At 64.3% G+C, this 15,868-nt stretch carries 11 protein-coding genes; 3 read left to right on the top strand and 8 right to left on the bottom strand.

The genetic code is table 11. The features are described from left to right. Positions 1-147 precede the first annotated feature (147 nt). From JQ628_RS18635 to JQ628_RS18645, 3 genes are all read left to right on the top strand, one after another. The gene (locus tag JQ628_RS18635) at positions 148-1,263 is read left to right on the top strand and encodes an efflux RND transporter periplasmic adaptor subunit (RefSeq protein ID WP_249128077.1); all 1,116 of its coding nucleotides are present in this window, start codon (positions 148-150) and stop codon (positions 1,261-1,263) included. After that, positions 1,260-4,421 carry an efflux RND transporter permease subunit gene (locus JQ628_RS18640; RefSeq protein ID WP_212224359.1) on the top strand — a complete coding sequence of 1,054 codons (3,162 nt, stop codon included), beginning with the start codon at positions 1,260-1,262 and terminating at the stop codon, positions 4,419-4,421. Before JQ628_RS18635 ends, JQ628_RS18640 begins: the two co-directional genes overlap by 4 nt. Positions 4,422-4,670: 249 nt before the next feature. Beyond that, positions 4,671-5,864: an ABC transporter substrate-binding protein gene (locus tag JQ628_RS18645; protein ID WP_212224360.1), complete on the top strand. Its 1,194-nt coding sequence runs from the start codon at positions 4,671-4,673 to the stop codon at positions 5,862-5,864. 69 nt (positions 5,865-5,933) lie between these two features. On the opposite strand, the gene JQ628_RS18650 is transcribed toward JQ628_RS18645, so the two are convergent. The 8 genes from JQ628_RS18650 to JQ628_RS18685 form a co-directional block, all read right to left on the bottom strand. Further along, positions 5,934-6,917 carry a Bug family tripartite tricarboxylate transporter substrate binding protein gene (locus JQ628_RS18650; protein WP_212224361.1) on the bottom strand — a complete coding sequence of 328 codons (984 nt, stop codon included), beginning with the start codon at positions 6,915-6,917 and terminating at the stop codon, positions 5,934-5,936. 27 nt (positions 6,918-6,944) lie between these two features. Continuing rightward, the gene (locus JQ628_RS18655) at positions 6,945-7,961 is read right to left on the bottom strand and encodes a Gfo/Idh/MocA family protein (protein WP_212224363.1); all 1,017 of its coding nucleotides are present in this window, start codon (positions 7,959-7,961) and stop codon (positions 6,945-6,947) included. 80 nt (positions 7,962-8,041) lie between these two features. Next, on the bottom strand, positions 8,042-8,482 hold the full coding sequence (locus JQ628_RS18660; protein ID WP_283815809.1) for a GlcG/HbpS family heme-binding protein: 441 nt from the start codon (positions 8,480-8,482) through the stop codon (positions 8,042-8,044). A gap of 186 nt (positions 8,483-8,668) precedes the next feature. Beyond that, entirely contained in the window at positions 8,669-10,306 is a 1,638-nt protein-coding gene (locus tag JQ628_RS18665; protein WP_212224522.1) for a porin, read from the bottom strand. Between the two features lie 580 nt (positions 10,307-10,886). Next, positions 10,887-11,366 carry a class I SAM-dependent methyltransferase gene (locus JQ628_RS18670; protein WP_349628088.1) on the bottom strand — a complete coding sequence of 160 codons (480 nt, stop codon included), beginning with the start codon at positions 11,364-11,366 and terminating at the stop codon, positions 10,887-10,889. Between the two features lie 154 nt (positions 11,367-11,520). Further along, on the bottom strand, positions 11,521-12,603 hold the full coding sequence (locus tag JQ628_RS18675) for a lipocalin-like domain-containing protein (RefSeq protein WP_212224367.1): 1,083 nt from the start codon (positions 12,601-12,603) through the stop codon (positions 11,521-11,523). Further along, positions 12,593-15,052 carry an ABC transporter permease gene (locus tag JQ628_RS18680; RefSeq protein ID WP_212224369.1) on the bottom strand — a complete coding sequence of 820 codons (2,460 nt, stop codon included), beginning with the start codon at positions 15,050-15,052 and terminating at the stop codon, positions 12,593-12,595. The genes JQ628_RS18675 and JQ628_RS18680 overlap by 11 nt, the downstream gene beginning before the upstream one ends. Further along, positions 15,049-15,702, bottom strand: a complete 654-nt coding sequence (locus JQ628_RS18685) for an ABC transporter ATP-binding protein (RefSeq protein WP_212224371.1) — start codon at positions 15,700-15,702, stop codon at positions 15,049-15,051. The genes JQ628_RS18680 and JQ628_RS18685 overlap by 4 nt, the downstream gene beginning before the upstream one ends. Between the last annotated feature and the right edge of the window lie 166 nt (positions 15,703-15,868).

Raw genomic sequence — 15,868 nt, forward strand, 5'->3', positions numbered from 1 at the left:
CCGATCTCATCTAGGCGACACTGTTTGTGGGACTGTTGCCGGTAATGTCGGGGAGATGGAATGAGCGCGGCTGAACAATGGGGGTGTTTGGCGCGAGCAGGACATCCAGGTCTCTCTTCTTCTGTGCGTCTTGGGCTCGCGCCGGTCATGCTTCTGGCCTTTGCGCTGTCGGGCTGCGGGCAGCCGCCGCCGCAGGCTGCGGCGCCGCCGCCGGCCGTCACGGTCGCGCAGCCGACCAAGCGCACCGTTACCGACTGGGATGAATTCACCGGCCGCTTCGAGGCGATGGAAGAGGTGCAGGTGCGCGCCCGCGTCGGCGGCTTCGTCAACAGCGTCGAATTCCGCGACGGCGCCATCGTGCGCGCCGGCGACCTGCTCTACACGATCGATGCCCGCCCGTTCGAGGCGGCCGCATTGCAGGCCGACGGCCAGTTGTCGGATGCGCGCGCCAGGGCGGAACTGGCGAAGCGCGAACTCGACCGCGCGCTCACACTGGTTGTGACTTCGGCGGTTTCGGAGTCGATCGTCGACCAGCGCCGCCAGACCTTGCAGGCGGCCCACGCGGCGGAAATGCAGGCCGAAGGCGCGCTGAAAGCGGCCAGACTCAACATCGAATTCACCCACGTGCTCGCGCCGATGGCCGGCCGCGTCAGCCGCCATCTCGTCAGCCCAGGCAATCTCGTGCAGGGCGCCGAAGGTAATGCCACGCTGCTCACCTCGATCGTCACGCTCGATCCGATCTACATCTATTTCGACGTCGACGAGGCGACCTACCTGAAGAACAACAGGCTGTGGTTCGAGGGACGGCGGCCAAGCTCGCGCGACACCCCGAACCCGGTGCAGGTGGCGCTGACCGGCGAAGCCAAGCCGTCGAAGGAAGGCAAGATGGATTTCCTCGACAACCGGCTCGACGTCTCGACCGGCACGCTGCGCAGCCGCGCGATCATTCCCAACAAGGATTTTTCGATCCTGCCGGGGCAATTCGGCCGCGTGCGGCTGATCGGCTCCTCACCCTATGAGGCGCTGCTCCTGCCCGATACCGCCATCGCCACCGACCAGTCGCGCAAGATCGTGTTCGTCGTGAAGGACGACGACACCGTCGAAGCCAAAGCCGTCACGCTCGGGCCGCTCGATGAGGGCCTGCGCGTCATCCGCGAGGGGCTGAAGGCGGAAGACCGCGTCATCGTCGACGGCATCCAGCGCGCCCGGGTCGGCGCCAAAGTGACGCCGCACACCGCAGCACCTGCCGGTAACAAGTCATGAATCTCGGAAGGCTCTCCATCAACCAGCCCATTTTGGCGATGGTGCTGTCGATCGTGCTGCTGATCGTCGGCGCGATCGCCTATCCGACGCTGCCGGTCTCGGAATATCCGCAAGTGGTGCCGCCGACCGTCGTCGTGACCACGCAATATCCGGGCGCCACCGCGCAGACCGTATCCGACACGGTGGCAGCTCCCATCGAGCAGGAGATCAACGGCGTCGAGGACATGCTGTACCTCTACAGCCAGGCGACCTCGAACGGCAATCTTACCATCACCGTCACCTTCAAGCTCGGCACCGACCTCGACAAGGCGCAGGTGCTGGTGCAGAACCGCGTCGCGATCGCGCAGCCGCGGCTGCCGGAAGAGGTGCAGCGCAACGGCGTCGTCACCCGCAAGAACAGCCCCGACATCCTGATGGTGGTGTTCATGCTGTCGCCGGACGACAGCTTTGACCAGCTCTACATCTCCAATTATGCGCTGCTCCAGGTGCGCGACGAACTGCTTCGCCTCGATGGCGTCGGCGACATCCAGATGTTCGGCGCCCGCGACTATTCGATGCGGCTGTGGCTCGATCCCGACCGGATTGCCACGCTCGGCTTGACGTCTACCGAGGTGATTGCGGCGATCCGCGCGCAAAACCTTCAGATCACCGGCGGGCAGATCGGCGAGCCGCCGATCGCCGACCGCGCGTTCCAGCCCAATCTCACCTTTACGGGACGACTGAAGGATCAAAGACAATTCGAGGACATCGTGGTCCGGGCCGGCGCCGACGGCCGCACCGTGCGGCTGCGCGACGTGGCGCGGGTCGAGCTCGGCGCCTTGTCCTATTCGACCAACAGTTTTCTGTTGCGCAAATCGGCAGTCGCGCTGCTGGTGACGCAGCGGCCGGGCTCGAATGCGCTACAGACCGCGAAAAACATCTCCGACACCATGGAGAAGCTGAAGACGCGCTTTCCGAGGGGGCTCGACTACAATATCGGCTACAACCCCACTGAATTCATTGCGCAGTCGATCCATGAGCTGATCAAGACCATCTACGAGGCGATGCTGCTCGTCATCATCGTCGTGCTGGTGTTCTTGCAGGGCTGGCGGCCGGCGATCATTCCGATCATCGCCATACCGGTGTCGCTGGTGGGCACCTTCGCGGTGATGGCGGCGCTCGGATTCTCCATCAACAATCTCACGCTGTTTGGCCTCGTGCTCGCGGTCGGCATCGTGGTCGACGATGCGATCGTGGTGGTGGAAAACGTCGAGCGGCACCTCGAGCACGGCATGAGTCGGCGCGATGCGGCGCTCAAGACCATGGAGGAGGTCGGCAGTGCGCTGGTCTCGATTGCGCTGGTGCTGTGCGCGGTGTTCGTGCCGACCGCATTCCTCGGCGGCATCTCCGGGCAGTTCTTCCAGCAATTCGCGGTTACCATTGCGGTCGCGACCGCAATCTCCTGCTTCTGCTCGCTGACGCTGTCGCCGGCGCTGGCGTCGCTGATCCTGGTGCCGGGCGAACAGAAGAAGCCGCCGGCGCGCTGGAATCTGCTCGCGCGCGGCTGGAACGTATTTACCGGCTATTTCAACCGCGGCTTCGACTGGTTGTCGCACGGCTATGCCAGCGTCGCCAATTTCGTGATCCGGCATTCGGTGGTGATGCTGCTGTTCTATGTGGCGCTGATCGGCAGCGCCGGCTGGCTGATCGTCACCACGGCGCAGGGTTTCATTCCGGCGCAGGACCGCGGCTACGTCATCGTATCGGTGCAACTGCCGGGGGCCGCGTCCCTGGCCCGCACCACCGACGTTGTGCGTGAGATCGAGAGAACGGCGCTGGATACCCCCGGCATCATCAAGGTCGCTGCGTTCGCCGGCTTCTCGGGCGCGACCCGAACGCAGCAGGGCAATGCGGCGGCGCTCTTCCCGGTGTTCGAAGAACCGGAAGTGCGCCTGAAGAAGGGCCTGACCGCGGCATCGATCACGGCCGAGCTGCGCAAGCGACTGTCGGCGATTCAGGGCGCTTTCATCATCGTCATTCCGCCGCCGCCCGTTCCGGGCATCGGTACCGGCGGCGGCTTCACGATGCGCGTGCAGGATCGCCAGGGCCGCGGCGCCGAAATGCTGGCCGCCGCCAACGATGAACTCGTCAACGCGGCGCGCAAATCACCGCAACTGACGCAGGTGTTCTCGCCCTTCACCGCCAACACGCCGCAACTGTTCGTCGACATCGACCGGGTCAAGGCGCAGAAACTCGGCGTGCCGATTGCAGGCGTCAACGAGACCATCCAGACCTATTTCGGCTCGACCTACGTCAACGACTTCAACATTTTTGGCCGCACCTATCACGTCACGGCGCAGGCCGACCTGCCGTTCCGGAAAGAGGCATCTGATCTGGCGCGGCTGCGTACCCGCAACGCCAATGGCGACATGGTGATGCTCGGCAGCGTGGTGGATTTCCGCGATGTCTCCGGCCCCGATCGCGTCGCGCGCTACAATCTCTATCCGACGGCGGAGCTACAGGGCGAGGCGATGCCGGGCATAAGCTCGACCACCGCTATCAACGTCATGAAGAAGCTGGCGGAGGATACGCTGCCCAGCGGCTTCTCGTTCGAATGGACCGACCTGTCCTACCAGCAGGTCACCGGCGGCAATGCCGGCCTCTACGTATTCCCGATCTGCGTGCTGTTCGTGTACCTGGTGCTGGCCGCGCAATATGGCAGCTGGAGCCTGCCGTTCGCGGTGATTCTGATCGTGCCGATGTGCCTGCTCGCCGCCACCATCGGCGTGCGCATCATGGGGCTCGATATCAATATCCTGACGCAAATCGGCTTTGTGGTGCTGGTGGGACTTGCGGCCAAGAACGCGATCCTGATCGTCGAGTTCGCGCGCGACATCGAGAACGAGGGACGCGACCGGCTGGAAGCGGTGATCGAGGCCTGCCGCCTCCGCTTGCGGCCGATCCTGATGACGTCGTTCGCCTTCATCCTCGGCGTGCTGCCGCTGGTGGTCTCCACCGGATCGGGGTCGGAAATGCGGCAGGCGGTCGGCGTCGCCGTGTTCTTCGGCATGCTGGGCGTCACGCTGTTCGGCCTGATCTTCACGCCGATCTTCTACATGGTGGTGCGGAACCTGGCCGAGGGGCGCAAGCCCAAGGAGAAGCCGGCCGTCGCGGCTTGATTGTAGCGCACTGCCAACTCTGTCCGGTCATTCGGGCGCGCAAAGCGCGAGCATGGAGTCCATACTCCCGATCGTAGTTATAGATTCCGGGGCCCGCGCCGAGGCGCGTCCCGGAATGACGACGGAGTTGTGGCGCGCCCGCGCCCTCATCTCCCCATACTATTGGCCTACCCGAAATAGATGGGCAGCCGCAGGGTTATTAAATATTGTTGCGCGGTTTTTCCGACCAGAAACTTCCGGGAGATAAAAATGAAATCGGGAATGTTGTTGGCGGCCGTTTCGGCCTGCGCGTTGCTGTTCGCAGCGCCGGCGTCGGCCCAGGGCGTCAAGATCGGAATTTTGAACGACCAGTCCGGCGTCTACGCCGATTACGGCGGCAAGTGGTCCTATGAAGCAGCCCTGATGGCGGTCGAGGATTTTGGCGGTGAAGTGCTCGGCAAGAAGATCGAGGTGATCTCCGCCGACCACCAGAACAAGCCCGATCTCGCGGTGGCCATCGGCCGGCGCTGGTACGAGGTCGAGAACGTCGACATGATCACGGAGCTGACGACTTCCTCGGTCGCGCTCGCGATCCACGAGCTGTCGAAGAACATGAAGAAGATCGACATCGTGGTGGGTGCGGCGACCTCGCGCCTGACCGGCGATGCCTGCCAGCCCTACGGCTTCCACTGGGCCTATGACACCCATGCGCTCGCGGTCGGCACCGGCGGCTCGCTGGTGAAGACCGGCGGCGACACCTGGTTCTTCATGACCGCGGATTACGCGTTCGGCTATGCGCTGGAAAAGGACACCGGCGATTTCGTCAAGGCGAACGGCGGCAAGGTGCTGGGCTCGGTCCGCATCCCGCTCAATTCGTCGGATTTCTCGTCGTTCCTGCTACAGGCGCAGGCCTCGAAGGCCAAGATCATCGGGCTTGCCAATGCCGGCCTCGACACCACCAACTCGATCAAGCAGGCGGCCGAGTTCGGCATCGTCAAGAGCGGCCAGAAGCTGGCGGGCCTGTTGCTCACGCTTGCCGAGGTGCATGGCCTCGGGCTCGATGCGGCGCAGGGCCTGGTGCTGACCGAAGCCTACTACTGGGACCGCGACGACAAGAGCCGCGATCTCGCCAACCGCTTCTTCAAGCGCACCGGGCGGATGCCGAACATGATCCAGGCCGGCACCTATTCGTCGGTGCTGTCCTACCTGAAGGCGGTGAAAGCCGCCGGCACCAAGGACACCGAAGCGGTCGCCAAGAAGCTGAAGGAGCTGCCGGTCGACGACCTCTTTGCCAAGGGCAAGGTGCTGGAGAACGGCCGCTTCGTGCACGACCTCTATCTGTTCGAGGTCAAGAAGCCGTCGGAATCCAAGAAGCCGTGGGACTACTACAAGCAGCTCGCGGTGGTGCCTGGCGACCAGGCGTTTCCGAGCGCCAAGGACAGCGGTTGCCCGCTGACGAAGTGATCGCAGCGATCGCCTGATCGCGATTTGATTGCTGCACGCGGTGCTGTCCTGCCGGGACAGCGCCGCGTCTTATTTTTCCACCTTGGCCGCGGCAAGAATGGGCGCCCAGCGCGCGATCTCCGACCGCACGAAACGATCGAATGCCGCCGGATTGCGCTCGGCTTTGGCGGGGATCGAGCCGCCGAGCTGGGCCAAACGCTCGCGGACCGCAGGCTCATCGAGCGCCTTGTCGAGCGCATCGGCGAGCCTGGCGACCACCTCTGACGGCACGCCCTTGGGCGCAAACAGTCCGGCCCAGACGCTCATTTGATAGTTCACGCCCGCCTCTCGGGCCGTCGGCACATCCGGCAGCGTCGTCAGGCGCTCGGCGGCGGAGACGGCGTAGGCCTTGACCGAGCCTGCGAGAGCGGACTCCGCCACGCTGACCGACTGCTCGCACAGGAAGTCGACATGACCTCCCACCAGGTCATTCAATGCCGGACCGGACCCGCGATAGGCCACAAGCGTCGGCTTTGCCCCGATCTCCGCGGTGAACAGCAGGCAGGCCATGTGGGAAGATGCGCCGATGCCGCCATGTGCCTGTCTCACGGCGCCGCCCTGTTGCCGCAGCACCGCAATGAACTCCTTCAGGTTTGCCGCCGGGAAATCCTTGCGCGCGATAACGACCGCCGGTGAATGAGCGGTGATGCCGATCGGCACGAAATCGACAACCGGATCGTACTTGACGTTCGGCGTCAGCACGGGAGCGGCGACATGCGAGCCCATGGCGGCTGCAAGCAGGGTGTAGCCGTCCGGTGCAGCGGCCGCCACACGCGCGCCGCCAACAGTGCCGCCGGCACCGCCGACATTCTCGATGATGAAGGATTGCCCGAGGGTTTTGGACATCTGGTTGGTGACGATGCGCGCCACCACATCGCTCGCGCCTCCCGGCGGGAACGGAACGATCACGGTGATCGGGCGCGACGGATAGTCCTGCGCGCGTGCCGGCAGGATGCCGATAGCGAGCACCATCGCGATGAGGATGGCCGGGGCGATGCGCGTATTTGTTTTCATGACAGGCTCCTGTCCGCGCTTGCGCGGTCACGAGTTTCGATCGGCGTCCAGCATCTCGGCGACTTCGACCCGGCGTCCCTCCCGCGCCGAGAGGATGCCGGCGCGAATGACGGCAAGCGATAGCGTCGCGTATTCGCCGCCGACTTCGTGCTGGCCCTGTCCGCGAACCGCGGCCGCAAACTCCTCCAGCTCCTCGACCAGCGTGTCGTTGTTCGCGCACGCCACCGCAGTAGGCGCGTTTTCGCCGCGCTTGAGGATGCGCAAGCCATTGTGCAGATCGTAATAGGCGGTGGCGTCCTTGCCGTAGATGTTCATCAGGTAATATTCCGACGCCGATGCGTAGCTCGCATTCAGCGTGGAGAGCGCGCCGTTTTTGTGTTCCAGGATCAGGCTCGCGACATCCGGATTGTCGCCGGGCAGCACGAGCTGCGCCAAATGTCCGCGCACCGCATGGACCGGTCCGATCAGATATTCCAGCACGTCGACATAGTGGATGCCGATCTGGAGCATCACGCCGCCGGGCATGCCTGCGGCCTGGTAGCGCCAGGAGGAGAGATCGATCTTGCCGAGGCGGTCGCGGCTGATATTGGCCTCGGCATTGACGAGCTTGCCGAACAGGCCGGCATCGATCTGCCGCCTGATCCAGCGGAAATGGTTTTCGCGCCGCCGCTGATAGCCGAGCGCCAGCACCACGCCCGCCGCGCGGCAGGCCTCGGTGATGGCGTGGCCATCTGTGATGCTGTTGGCGATCGGCTTGTCGAGAAAGACGTGCTTGCCGGCCGCGGCGGCCGCACGGGTGGTGGCCAGATGCACGTCGTTCGGCGTCGTGTTGATGATGGCCTCGATCCCGCTATCGGCCAGAACAGCCTCGTAGCTTTCGGCGGGCCGGCAGCGGTATTTTGCGGCGAAGGCGTTTCGCTTTTCCTCGGAGCGGGTGTAGCAGCTCACGATCTCGAGCTTGCCCGAGCGCTGGATGGCGTCGGCCAGAACATCCGACCACCATCCGATTCCGATGCAGCCGACGCGTAGGGGACCACTACTCACGACATTTCCTTCCGCCGCCCGATTCTTGATTTGATTCGTTTTCTTGACGCGAACCGGTTCCCACTTCGCTTGAAAACGCTCTATGTCCAGCTTGCTCCGATCGATTCGACGGCTGCCTTTGCGATACGCAAATCGGTCTCCCAGTCGCCGCCGCTGACGCCGACACCGCCGATGCATTGGCCGTCGACCAGCACGGGCACGCCGCCTTCCATCGCCGTCCAGCGCTCCGGCCCGGCGGCGAGCGCCAGACCAATGGCATGGCTGACGTCGAGGTCCTGACCGGCCGCTCCCTTTGCCGTGGTCGGGCGGCGGTTCGATGCGGCGCATACCGCCTTGGTGGTGCAGGAATGGACCGTATGGAAGCGGCCGCCATCCATGCGTTCGAGCAGGATCATGTGCCCGCCGGCATCCACGATCGCGCAGGAGATGGCGATCCCGGCCTGGCTCGCCATGTCGACGGCCGCCGTCATGATCTTCTTCGCGCCCTGATGTGTGAGGCGTTTGCTCTCGGCGACATACATTCCAAGAGTCCAGACTGGGGAGGATCGGAGGTTGTATTGTGCGTCAGCGTCTAGCCGCCATCAAGCCATTTTCAGTCCGGGTGCGAAATGCCCGGTGAGGATGGCGACAGACGGCCGGCTCGCGACAAAAGAAAAACGCCGCGCTGTCTTTCGACGGCGCGGCGTTCTTGCCTTGAGGTGTTGCGATCAGAAGTTACGCTGGGCGCGGATCTGGAGCAGGAAGGTGTCCTGGTCCTTGAACTCGTAGAGCGCGGCCGGCTTCGGAGCACTTGCGGCGAACACCGCGCTGCCCGCCATCTTCTGGTCGAGGTGGGTCCACATGACTTCGCCCGAGAACGTCAGGTTCTTGACCGGAGTCCAGCGGGTGACCACGCCGAGCTGAGAGACGGCCCAGTCGGGGTTGCACGAGTAGGTGCCGGTGCCGGCAACGCCGGTCTGGGCTGCCAGACCGCCATGGCTGGCCGCGAAGGCTTGGCAGTAGATGCCGGCGGCCGAGGCGATGCCGCGGCGGTTATCGTCGGCGCCGCCGTCATACCTGACCTGGGAGTAGCTGCCGAAGATGCTGGACGACCAGTAAGGATCCCAGTTGTGGTTGAAGGCGCCACGAATGCCCCAGGCCTTGGTCAGGAGCAGGCCGGAGCCGGAGCCGCCGAGCGGACCGCCGCCGAACGAGCCCGGAGGAGCATAGATGGCGTCAGAGGTCGCGCCGAAGCCGACGCTCTGGTAGCCGAGGCCGCTGCCACCGAACATCGCGAAGCTTGGCGAAGTGCCCGAGGTCGAGATGACGTTCTTGGTGGTGCCGACGGCATACGAAGCATCGATCTTGATGTCGTCGCCCGGACCGGTCGGGATGTTCTTGATCTGCAACGCAGCCATCACCGAACCGCCCCACTTGTCTTCGGGATGTCCGCTGATCTCAGACAGGTTGGTCGGAGCGCCGCCGGCGCCCAAGGTGTTGTACGAGGCGTTCACGAGATGAGCCGCGCCCGACACCTGGAAGAGACCCCAGGCCTGATCGACGCGAATGCGGCCGACGATGTCGGGAGCATGCGTGCCGCCGTAGGACTGGGTGCCGGTGCCGTTGGCGCCGACGCCGAGCGAGGTATTCCACACCTGGGTGCGGTTCCACACGGTCGGGTCGTCGAGACCGATGCTGGCCGACACGCCGTTGCCGAATTCGGCAGTGTACTGGATGTTGTTGACGCCGGTGTCGGTGGTGTGGCCGCCGAGCAGGTTGGAGTCGATGTTGCCGGGAACGCCATGCCAGGGGGTGGCGTAGGCCGAAGCCGACTTACCGAAGGTGAAGCCGGCGAACTGGATGAACACGAACTCGACCGCGACGTAACCGCCGCCGGCGGTGGAGAGCAGCGAGCTGTTGAGGCCGCCCGGGGTGCCGGAAGACGGCGAAGCCGGCGCGACGCCGAGAGCGGCCGGGTTGCTGTTGCCGAAATTGTTGAACTGGAAGTCGCCCTGACCGAAGGTGCGGACCACGCCGTATTCGGTCGCGGTGCGTGTGTCGATCTGAAGCGCGAAACGCGAGCGGCCGACGAAGTAGTCGCGGAAGCGGTTCTGCTGGCCGAAGTCACCGCTCCAGGCCGGCTGGCCGTGAGCGCCGCCGTTGAAGGTGGTGTCGACGCGCAGATAGCCGCCGATCTTGATGCAGGTGTCGGTGCCGGGGATATAGAAGAAGCCGGCGCCGTAGAGCGAGCAGACCTTAACGTATTCGACCGCCTTGGCCTTCACGGGAAGGTCCGCGGCCTGGGCTGCGCCGGTGGCGAGAAGCGCCGCCGCCGAGCCGAGGATTAGTTTTCTTATCGTCATCAGTGACTCTCCGGATTGATATACACGCCCGCTCTTCAAAAGCTTGAACGCATGCGTGCATCTCTTAGCGTGGAAGTCGCTGCGCAACATGACAGGGAAGTGAATTGGGCTACTTCGTGGCTGACTGTGTTTTTTGCGCAACGTGAGAAGTCATGATGGGAATTTTCTTTCCCGCAGGCTGATCAAAGCAGCACAAAATGACGTCCATCATTTCAATCTGCTGCGGAGAAATTCGATGGGAGCGCCGTTATTGAGCGTTTCGATGGAATGAAATCGCCTGCACAAATGGCCGAAGCGGTACGATATGCAGGGGCATCACCGTCTTGTGACGGCGGAAATGAAATGCCCCGTCCGCTTGGAGGTGACGGACGGGGCGACTCAGAGCAAGAGCACCGCGTGGTTCAGCGCGTTGCCTGCCCCATATAGCCGCTCGAACATGATCGGAAAACGACAACGCGATGCCAAGTGCGTGATCGAGGATTTAGATTCGTTCTGCGCAAAGATGCGGTGAGCAAAACTGTTTTCACTCACCTCCGACGCGTCGTGCGTTCAACGCGCGTGTGGAAATCAACCAGCGCGAAAATCATCGGGAAATATCGGCTGTTTTGGCAAGCCAGACAGTGCGGCCGCCGGCCTGCCGATCTTCGATGACATGATCGATGATGTTAAAGCCGTGTCGCATGAGCAGTTGCTCGTATTCGGCGCAATCGAGACTCGCGTGATAGAGCGGATCGCCGCGATAGCTGCCGATCGCTTCGCCGAATGTCGGCCCGGTGTTGAACATCAGGAGAGTGTTTTGGTGCGCATGCGCGGCAAAGATGGAAAACATCGCGCGTTGCGCGCCGGGACTGAGGTGAAAAAAACTATCCCACGCCAGAATGCCGTCGAAGGTTCTGGCAAGCCGCAGGCTGCGCATGTCCGCCACGATCCACTCGTGGTCCGGCAGCCGATCGCGGCACAGTGCAATCAGGCTCGCCGAACCGTCGACCCCGGTGACGCGCACGCCGTGATCAGCCAGATGGCGTGCGACCGGCGTACTGCCGCCGCATCCGAGATCGAGCACTGCGGCTTTATGGCGCAGCAGCGCCAGGAACCTGTCGTGCCACGTCCGGTCGTTCCAGCCGCGGCTTCTGCGATCGGTATCCCAATCGGCGGCGTGGCGTTTCGTAATGCGCGATGATCTTTTCGGAGAGATCGTTCATGGTTGCGGTAACAGGCTAGTAGCCGGTCAGTTCGAGATAGCCGACACCGCGATGGCTGCCGGTAAAACTGATCGGCCCCTCCCAATAGGCGAAGCCGGTGGACATCCAGCTCTTCGGGTTGAGCGGCACGGTCTCAATGTTGAGGCCACGCGCGGGAATAGCCACGCGCCATGCGGTCGGCACCTTGCGTCCCGCGATGTCGGTGAAGCTCGTTGGCGTCATGCTGTTGTCGGCGGCGGCGATCTCGACCGAGCGGCCGTCGGGTGTGATGAAGTTGCCGAACAGGTTGTTGGCGCCGTCTTTCTGGCGCAGGCGATACAGCATCAGCTTTTCGCCGGTATCGAGATGCAGGGAGAACCAGTCCCATCCGCTTTGGTCGGAGGCGAGCGGCTGGCTGCTCCATTCCCGGTCCATCCAGGCAAGGCCGGTGACGTCGGCCGGCTTGTCGTCGATGACGATGCGGCCCGCCGCCTTGAAGAAGGGTTGGCTGTAGTAATAGGAGGCCTGGCCGCGATCCGATTTGCGGCTGAAACCGGCATCGCCTTGCAGCACCAGCGGCCGGTCGGCATCGAGCCGCAGGCTGTAGCTGAAGTCGGTCGATGATGCCGTGAGCTCGACGGGGGCGACGTGGTCGGCATCGAACGCATCGAGGCCGCGCATCCGCCAGTTGTCGATCCAGGCCTGGAACGGCGCGGTCTCGACGCCTGCCTGTCCGACGCCACCCCGCGCGAATGTTTCGGTGGAGCGATGGGTGTCGGCGCGGGTGACCGCGGCGTGGCCCATCCAGGCATTGCGGTTGGCCCAGCCTTCCAGCGCCGGTCCCGGCTGCGTGGCCTGCCGGAACAGGGTCCATTGCGCGCCGTAGGCGGCGCCGGCGGCGTCTTTCAGATTGGCGGTCACATACCACCACTCGATGCGGAATTCCGGGTGCGGGCCGTGATCGGCGGGAAACACAAAGCGCTTGCCGGGCACGACAGCGGCATATCCATCCGCGGTCTCGGAGAGACCGGCAAAGCCTTGCGCAAAGGCCCTGCCACCGAGCAGGGCGAGTGCGCCACCTGCAAAGGCGCGGCGCGAAATTTTTCCGCTAGCGCTCATTGGCAAAAATCCGGATCAGGGCGGCGGGGTGCATGCGGGCGAGGCGGATGACCGGCAGCAGCGCCGCGCACAGCGCCGCGAACAGGGCAACGCCGAGCAACTGCATGAGTTGCAGCGGGAAGACGTGAAACGGTAGCCGCCAGCCGAACGCCTTGACGTTCACCACCGCGATCAGGCACCACGCCACCAATAGTCCGAGCGGCAGCGCGAGCAGGGCGGTAATCAGCGCCACCGACATGGTCCTTGCCAGTTCGATCAGCGCCAGCCGCTGCCGGGTGATGCCGATGGACCAGAGCGGGGCAAGTTGCGGCAGGCGGGAATTCGCCAGTGTCAGCAGGCTGGTGAGCAGGGCAATGCCGGCGACGCCAAGCGTAAACGTGTTGAGCGCCGCCGTTACCGCAAAGGTGCGGTTGAAAATGCGTTTGGACTCCGCCTTCATCGTCGCCTGATCGGCGAGGTTGCGGTCGTCGAGGCTGAACTGCTCCTTCATCGCCGTCAGCAGCGGCGGAATCTTTTCGGGCGCGACGCGAAGGCCAAATCTGGTTTGCGGCGTGCCGGGAAAACGCCGCGTCAGCGCGGCGTAGTTGACCGCGATCTGGCTCTTGGGATTGCCGTAGTCCGCATAGATACCGATGATCTCGACCGGCCAGTCGCCGCCGGGCGCAGATACCTCGATGCGGTCGCCGATCGAAAGATTCATTCGGCGCGAAAGCTGTTCGCTGATCAGGGCGGCGTCGCCGGCCCGCAGCCGTACCCAGGGATTTCTGATGGACTCCAGCAGCGGCCAGTGGTCGCTGTAAGTCGTGTGATCTGGCAGGCCCAGCACTTCGAGCGGCGCGCCGGCAAACTGCGTATCGGCGCGGCCGCCGGGCAGGACCGCCTGCACCTCGTCCCGGTCGCGCAGCCAGGTTTTCATCTCGGTCGCCTGCCGGTCATTGGCCGCATTGACATAGACGTCGGCGGCGAGGCGGCCGTCGAGCCAGGTGACAAAGGTGCGGCTAAAACTTTCCACCATGGTGCCGACGCCGACATTGACCGCGAGCGCGAGCAAGAGCGCCATCAGCGCCAGCGACAATCCCGACAATTGCTGGCGGCTGTCGGCAAAGAACCATTTTGGCAACGGCCGCGTGGCGCCGCGTTCGCCGAGCGAGAGCACGCGCTCGAGGATCGCCGGCAGCAGCAGTGCCGCGCCGAGCAGCAAGGCGGCGAGCATGGCGAATCCCGCGAGCAGGGAATCGCCGAGCCACAGGAAGCATCCCGCGGCGATGAATACAGCGAGCGCAGCGGCGCTCTGAAACTTCAGCCAGCGGCGCTGCGCCTGGTGCCAGGCCTGCGGTTGCGCGGAGGCGAGCACCGGAAGGCGGATTGCCTTCACCAGGCTGGCGCATGCGGCGATCAGCGCGCCTGATACGGAGATCGCGACGCCCGCGAGCCACCATGCCGGCTTGAGCGAGAGCTGTCCCGGAATTTGCGCGCCGTAGAGTCCGCGCAAGGAAGCGGCGACGTCGGGCAGCAGCGCTGCGGCGATGAAGTAGCCGCAGACGAGGCCGGCGAGGCCCGCCACCAGCGCCAGGGACACCAGTTCGGCCACCAATACCGTGTTGAGCATCCGCGCCGACACGCCGCAGGCGCGCAGCGTTCGCAGCATCGGCAGCCGTTGCTCGAAGGCAAGCCCGATCGACGAGTTGACGATGAACAGGCCGACGAAGAACGACAACAGGCCAAAAGCGGTCAGGTTGAGATGAAAGCTGTCGGTGAGGCGTTCGAGGTCGGTCGCTGCATCCGGCTCGACATAGCGGAGCGCATCGCCCGCGATGCTCTGCAATGACGCGCGAGGGCCGCGGTCCTTGCCGATCAAGAGGCGCGAGAGCTGATCCGGCTTGTTCAACAGTTTCTGTGCGATGCCGATATCGACCACCATGACACCAGGCACGAGTTGCGCCTGCACGCGTAGCGGCGGCAGTTGCGTGCCGTCATTGGCCAGCGGGGTTGCGCCCTCGTAAAGCTTGAGATCGGCCAGCGTTTCGGCCGATACCAGCATCTGGCCGGGCGGAGTGACGAAGGCTTGCAGATTGGCCGTGCCAAGGGTCGGCGCATTGCCGACTTGCGTGGGCATTGTCACCGGCTCGATGCCGAGCAGGCGCAAGCTGCGTCCGCCGATCTGGATGCGCCCCTCCAGCACCGGCGAGACCGGCCAGCCGGCGCGGCGGAGATCGACGAACAGTTTTTGCGGGAAGGTCGCGGCACTGCCGACCAGCATGGCGGTGCGCGTGCCGCCGAAGGTGGCCGCTGCGCGGTCGTAGGAATTGCGCGCCTGCTGGTTCAGCGCCTGCACGCCGCTCCACAACGCGGTCGCGGAGATCAGGCCGATCAATAGCGTCGCGAGCTGCATCGGATGGCGCCGCCAGTGGCTGAGCAGCACGGCGAGCGTCCAGACCGCGCGGCTCATGCGATCAGCCCCGCATGCAGATGCACTTGCCGGTCGAGCGTCGCGGCCAGCCGCGTGCTGTGCGTCACCATCAGAAAACCGCAGCCGGAGCGGGTGACAAGGTCACGGGCCAGCGCCAGCACCTCGTCGGCGGTCTCTTCGTCGAGATTGCCGGTCGGCTCGTCCGCCAGTAGCAAGAGCGGCCTTGGCGCCAGCGCACGGCCGATCGCGACGCGCTGCTGCTGGCCGCCGGAGAGTTGCTCGGGATATCGCCGCAGCAGGTGACGGAGGCCGAGCCGTTCGACCAGCTCATCATGCCATTTTGCATCATGCCGGCCGGCGATGCGCGACTGGAATTTGAGATTGTCCTCGACCGAAAGACTCGGGATCAGGTTGAACTGCTGAAACACGAGGCCAAGCCGGTCGCGGCGCAATTCGGCGCGGCCTGCGTCGGTCAGATCGGAGAGAACGACGTCCGCAAGCCTGATCTCGCCGCCATCGGCGGAATCGAGCCCGGCGATCAGATGCAACAGCGTGCTCTTGCCGCTGCCCGACTCTCCCGTCAGCGCGACGCTTTCGCCGGCCGCGACCTGGAGGTTGACGCCGCGCAGCACGGCAACGGTCTCGCTGGCCGAGCGATAGCTTTTGGTGAGGTTGGAGACGGCAAGCACGGAGGTGGGTTCACTCGTATTTTGCGTTGCGAAGTAGCATAGCAAGGCCGCCGCGGCAGATCACGCAATCGATCCGGCTCCGACATGATCGTGATCCGGTGCATGGCATGCAGCCAGTGCAAATGCCGGGTTGCCTTGGCGGGAAAGGCGTGGCTAGTCTGGTCCA

This window comes from Bradyrhizobium lablabi, assembly GCF_018129385.1.
GTDB classification, from domain to species: domain Bacteria; phylum Pseudomonadota; class Alphaproteobacteria; order Rhizobiales; family Xanthobacteraceae; genus Bradyrhizobium; species Bradyrhizobium lablabi_C.

Bases quoted from the DNA above. Each gene is read 5' to 3' on its own strand.
- JQ628_RS18635 (WP_249128077.1), top strand. From the start codon at position 148: ATGCTTCTGGCCTTTGCGCTGTCGGGCTGCGGGCAGCCGCCGCCGCAG.
- JQ628_RS18640 (WP_212224359.1), top strand. From the start codon at position 1,260: ATGAATCTCGGAAGGCTCTCCATCAACCAGCCCATTTTGGCGATGGTG.
- JQ628_RS18645 (WP_212224360.1), top strand. From the start codon at position 4,671: ATGAAATCGGGAATGTTGTTGGCGGCCGTTTCGGCCTGCGCGTTGCTG.
- JQ628_RS18650 (WP_212224361.1), bottom strand. From the start codon at position 6,917: ATGAAAACAAATACGCGCATCGCCCCGGCCATCCTCATCGCGATGGTG.
- JQ628_RS18660 (WP_283815809.1), bottom strand. From the start codon at position 8,482: ATGTATGTCGCCGAGAGCAAACGCCTCACACATCAGGGCGCGAAGAAG.
- JQ628_RS18675 (WP_212224367.1), bottom strand. From the start codon at position 12,603: ATGAGCGCTAGCGGAAAAATTTCGCGCCGCGCCTTTGCAGGTGGCGCA.
- JQ628_RS18680 (WP_212224369.1), bottom strand. From the start codon at position 15,052: ATGAGCCGCGCGGTCTGGACGCTCGCCGTGCTGCTCAGCCACTGGCGG.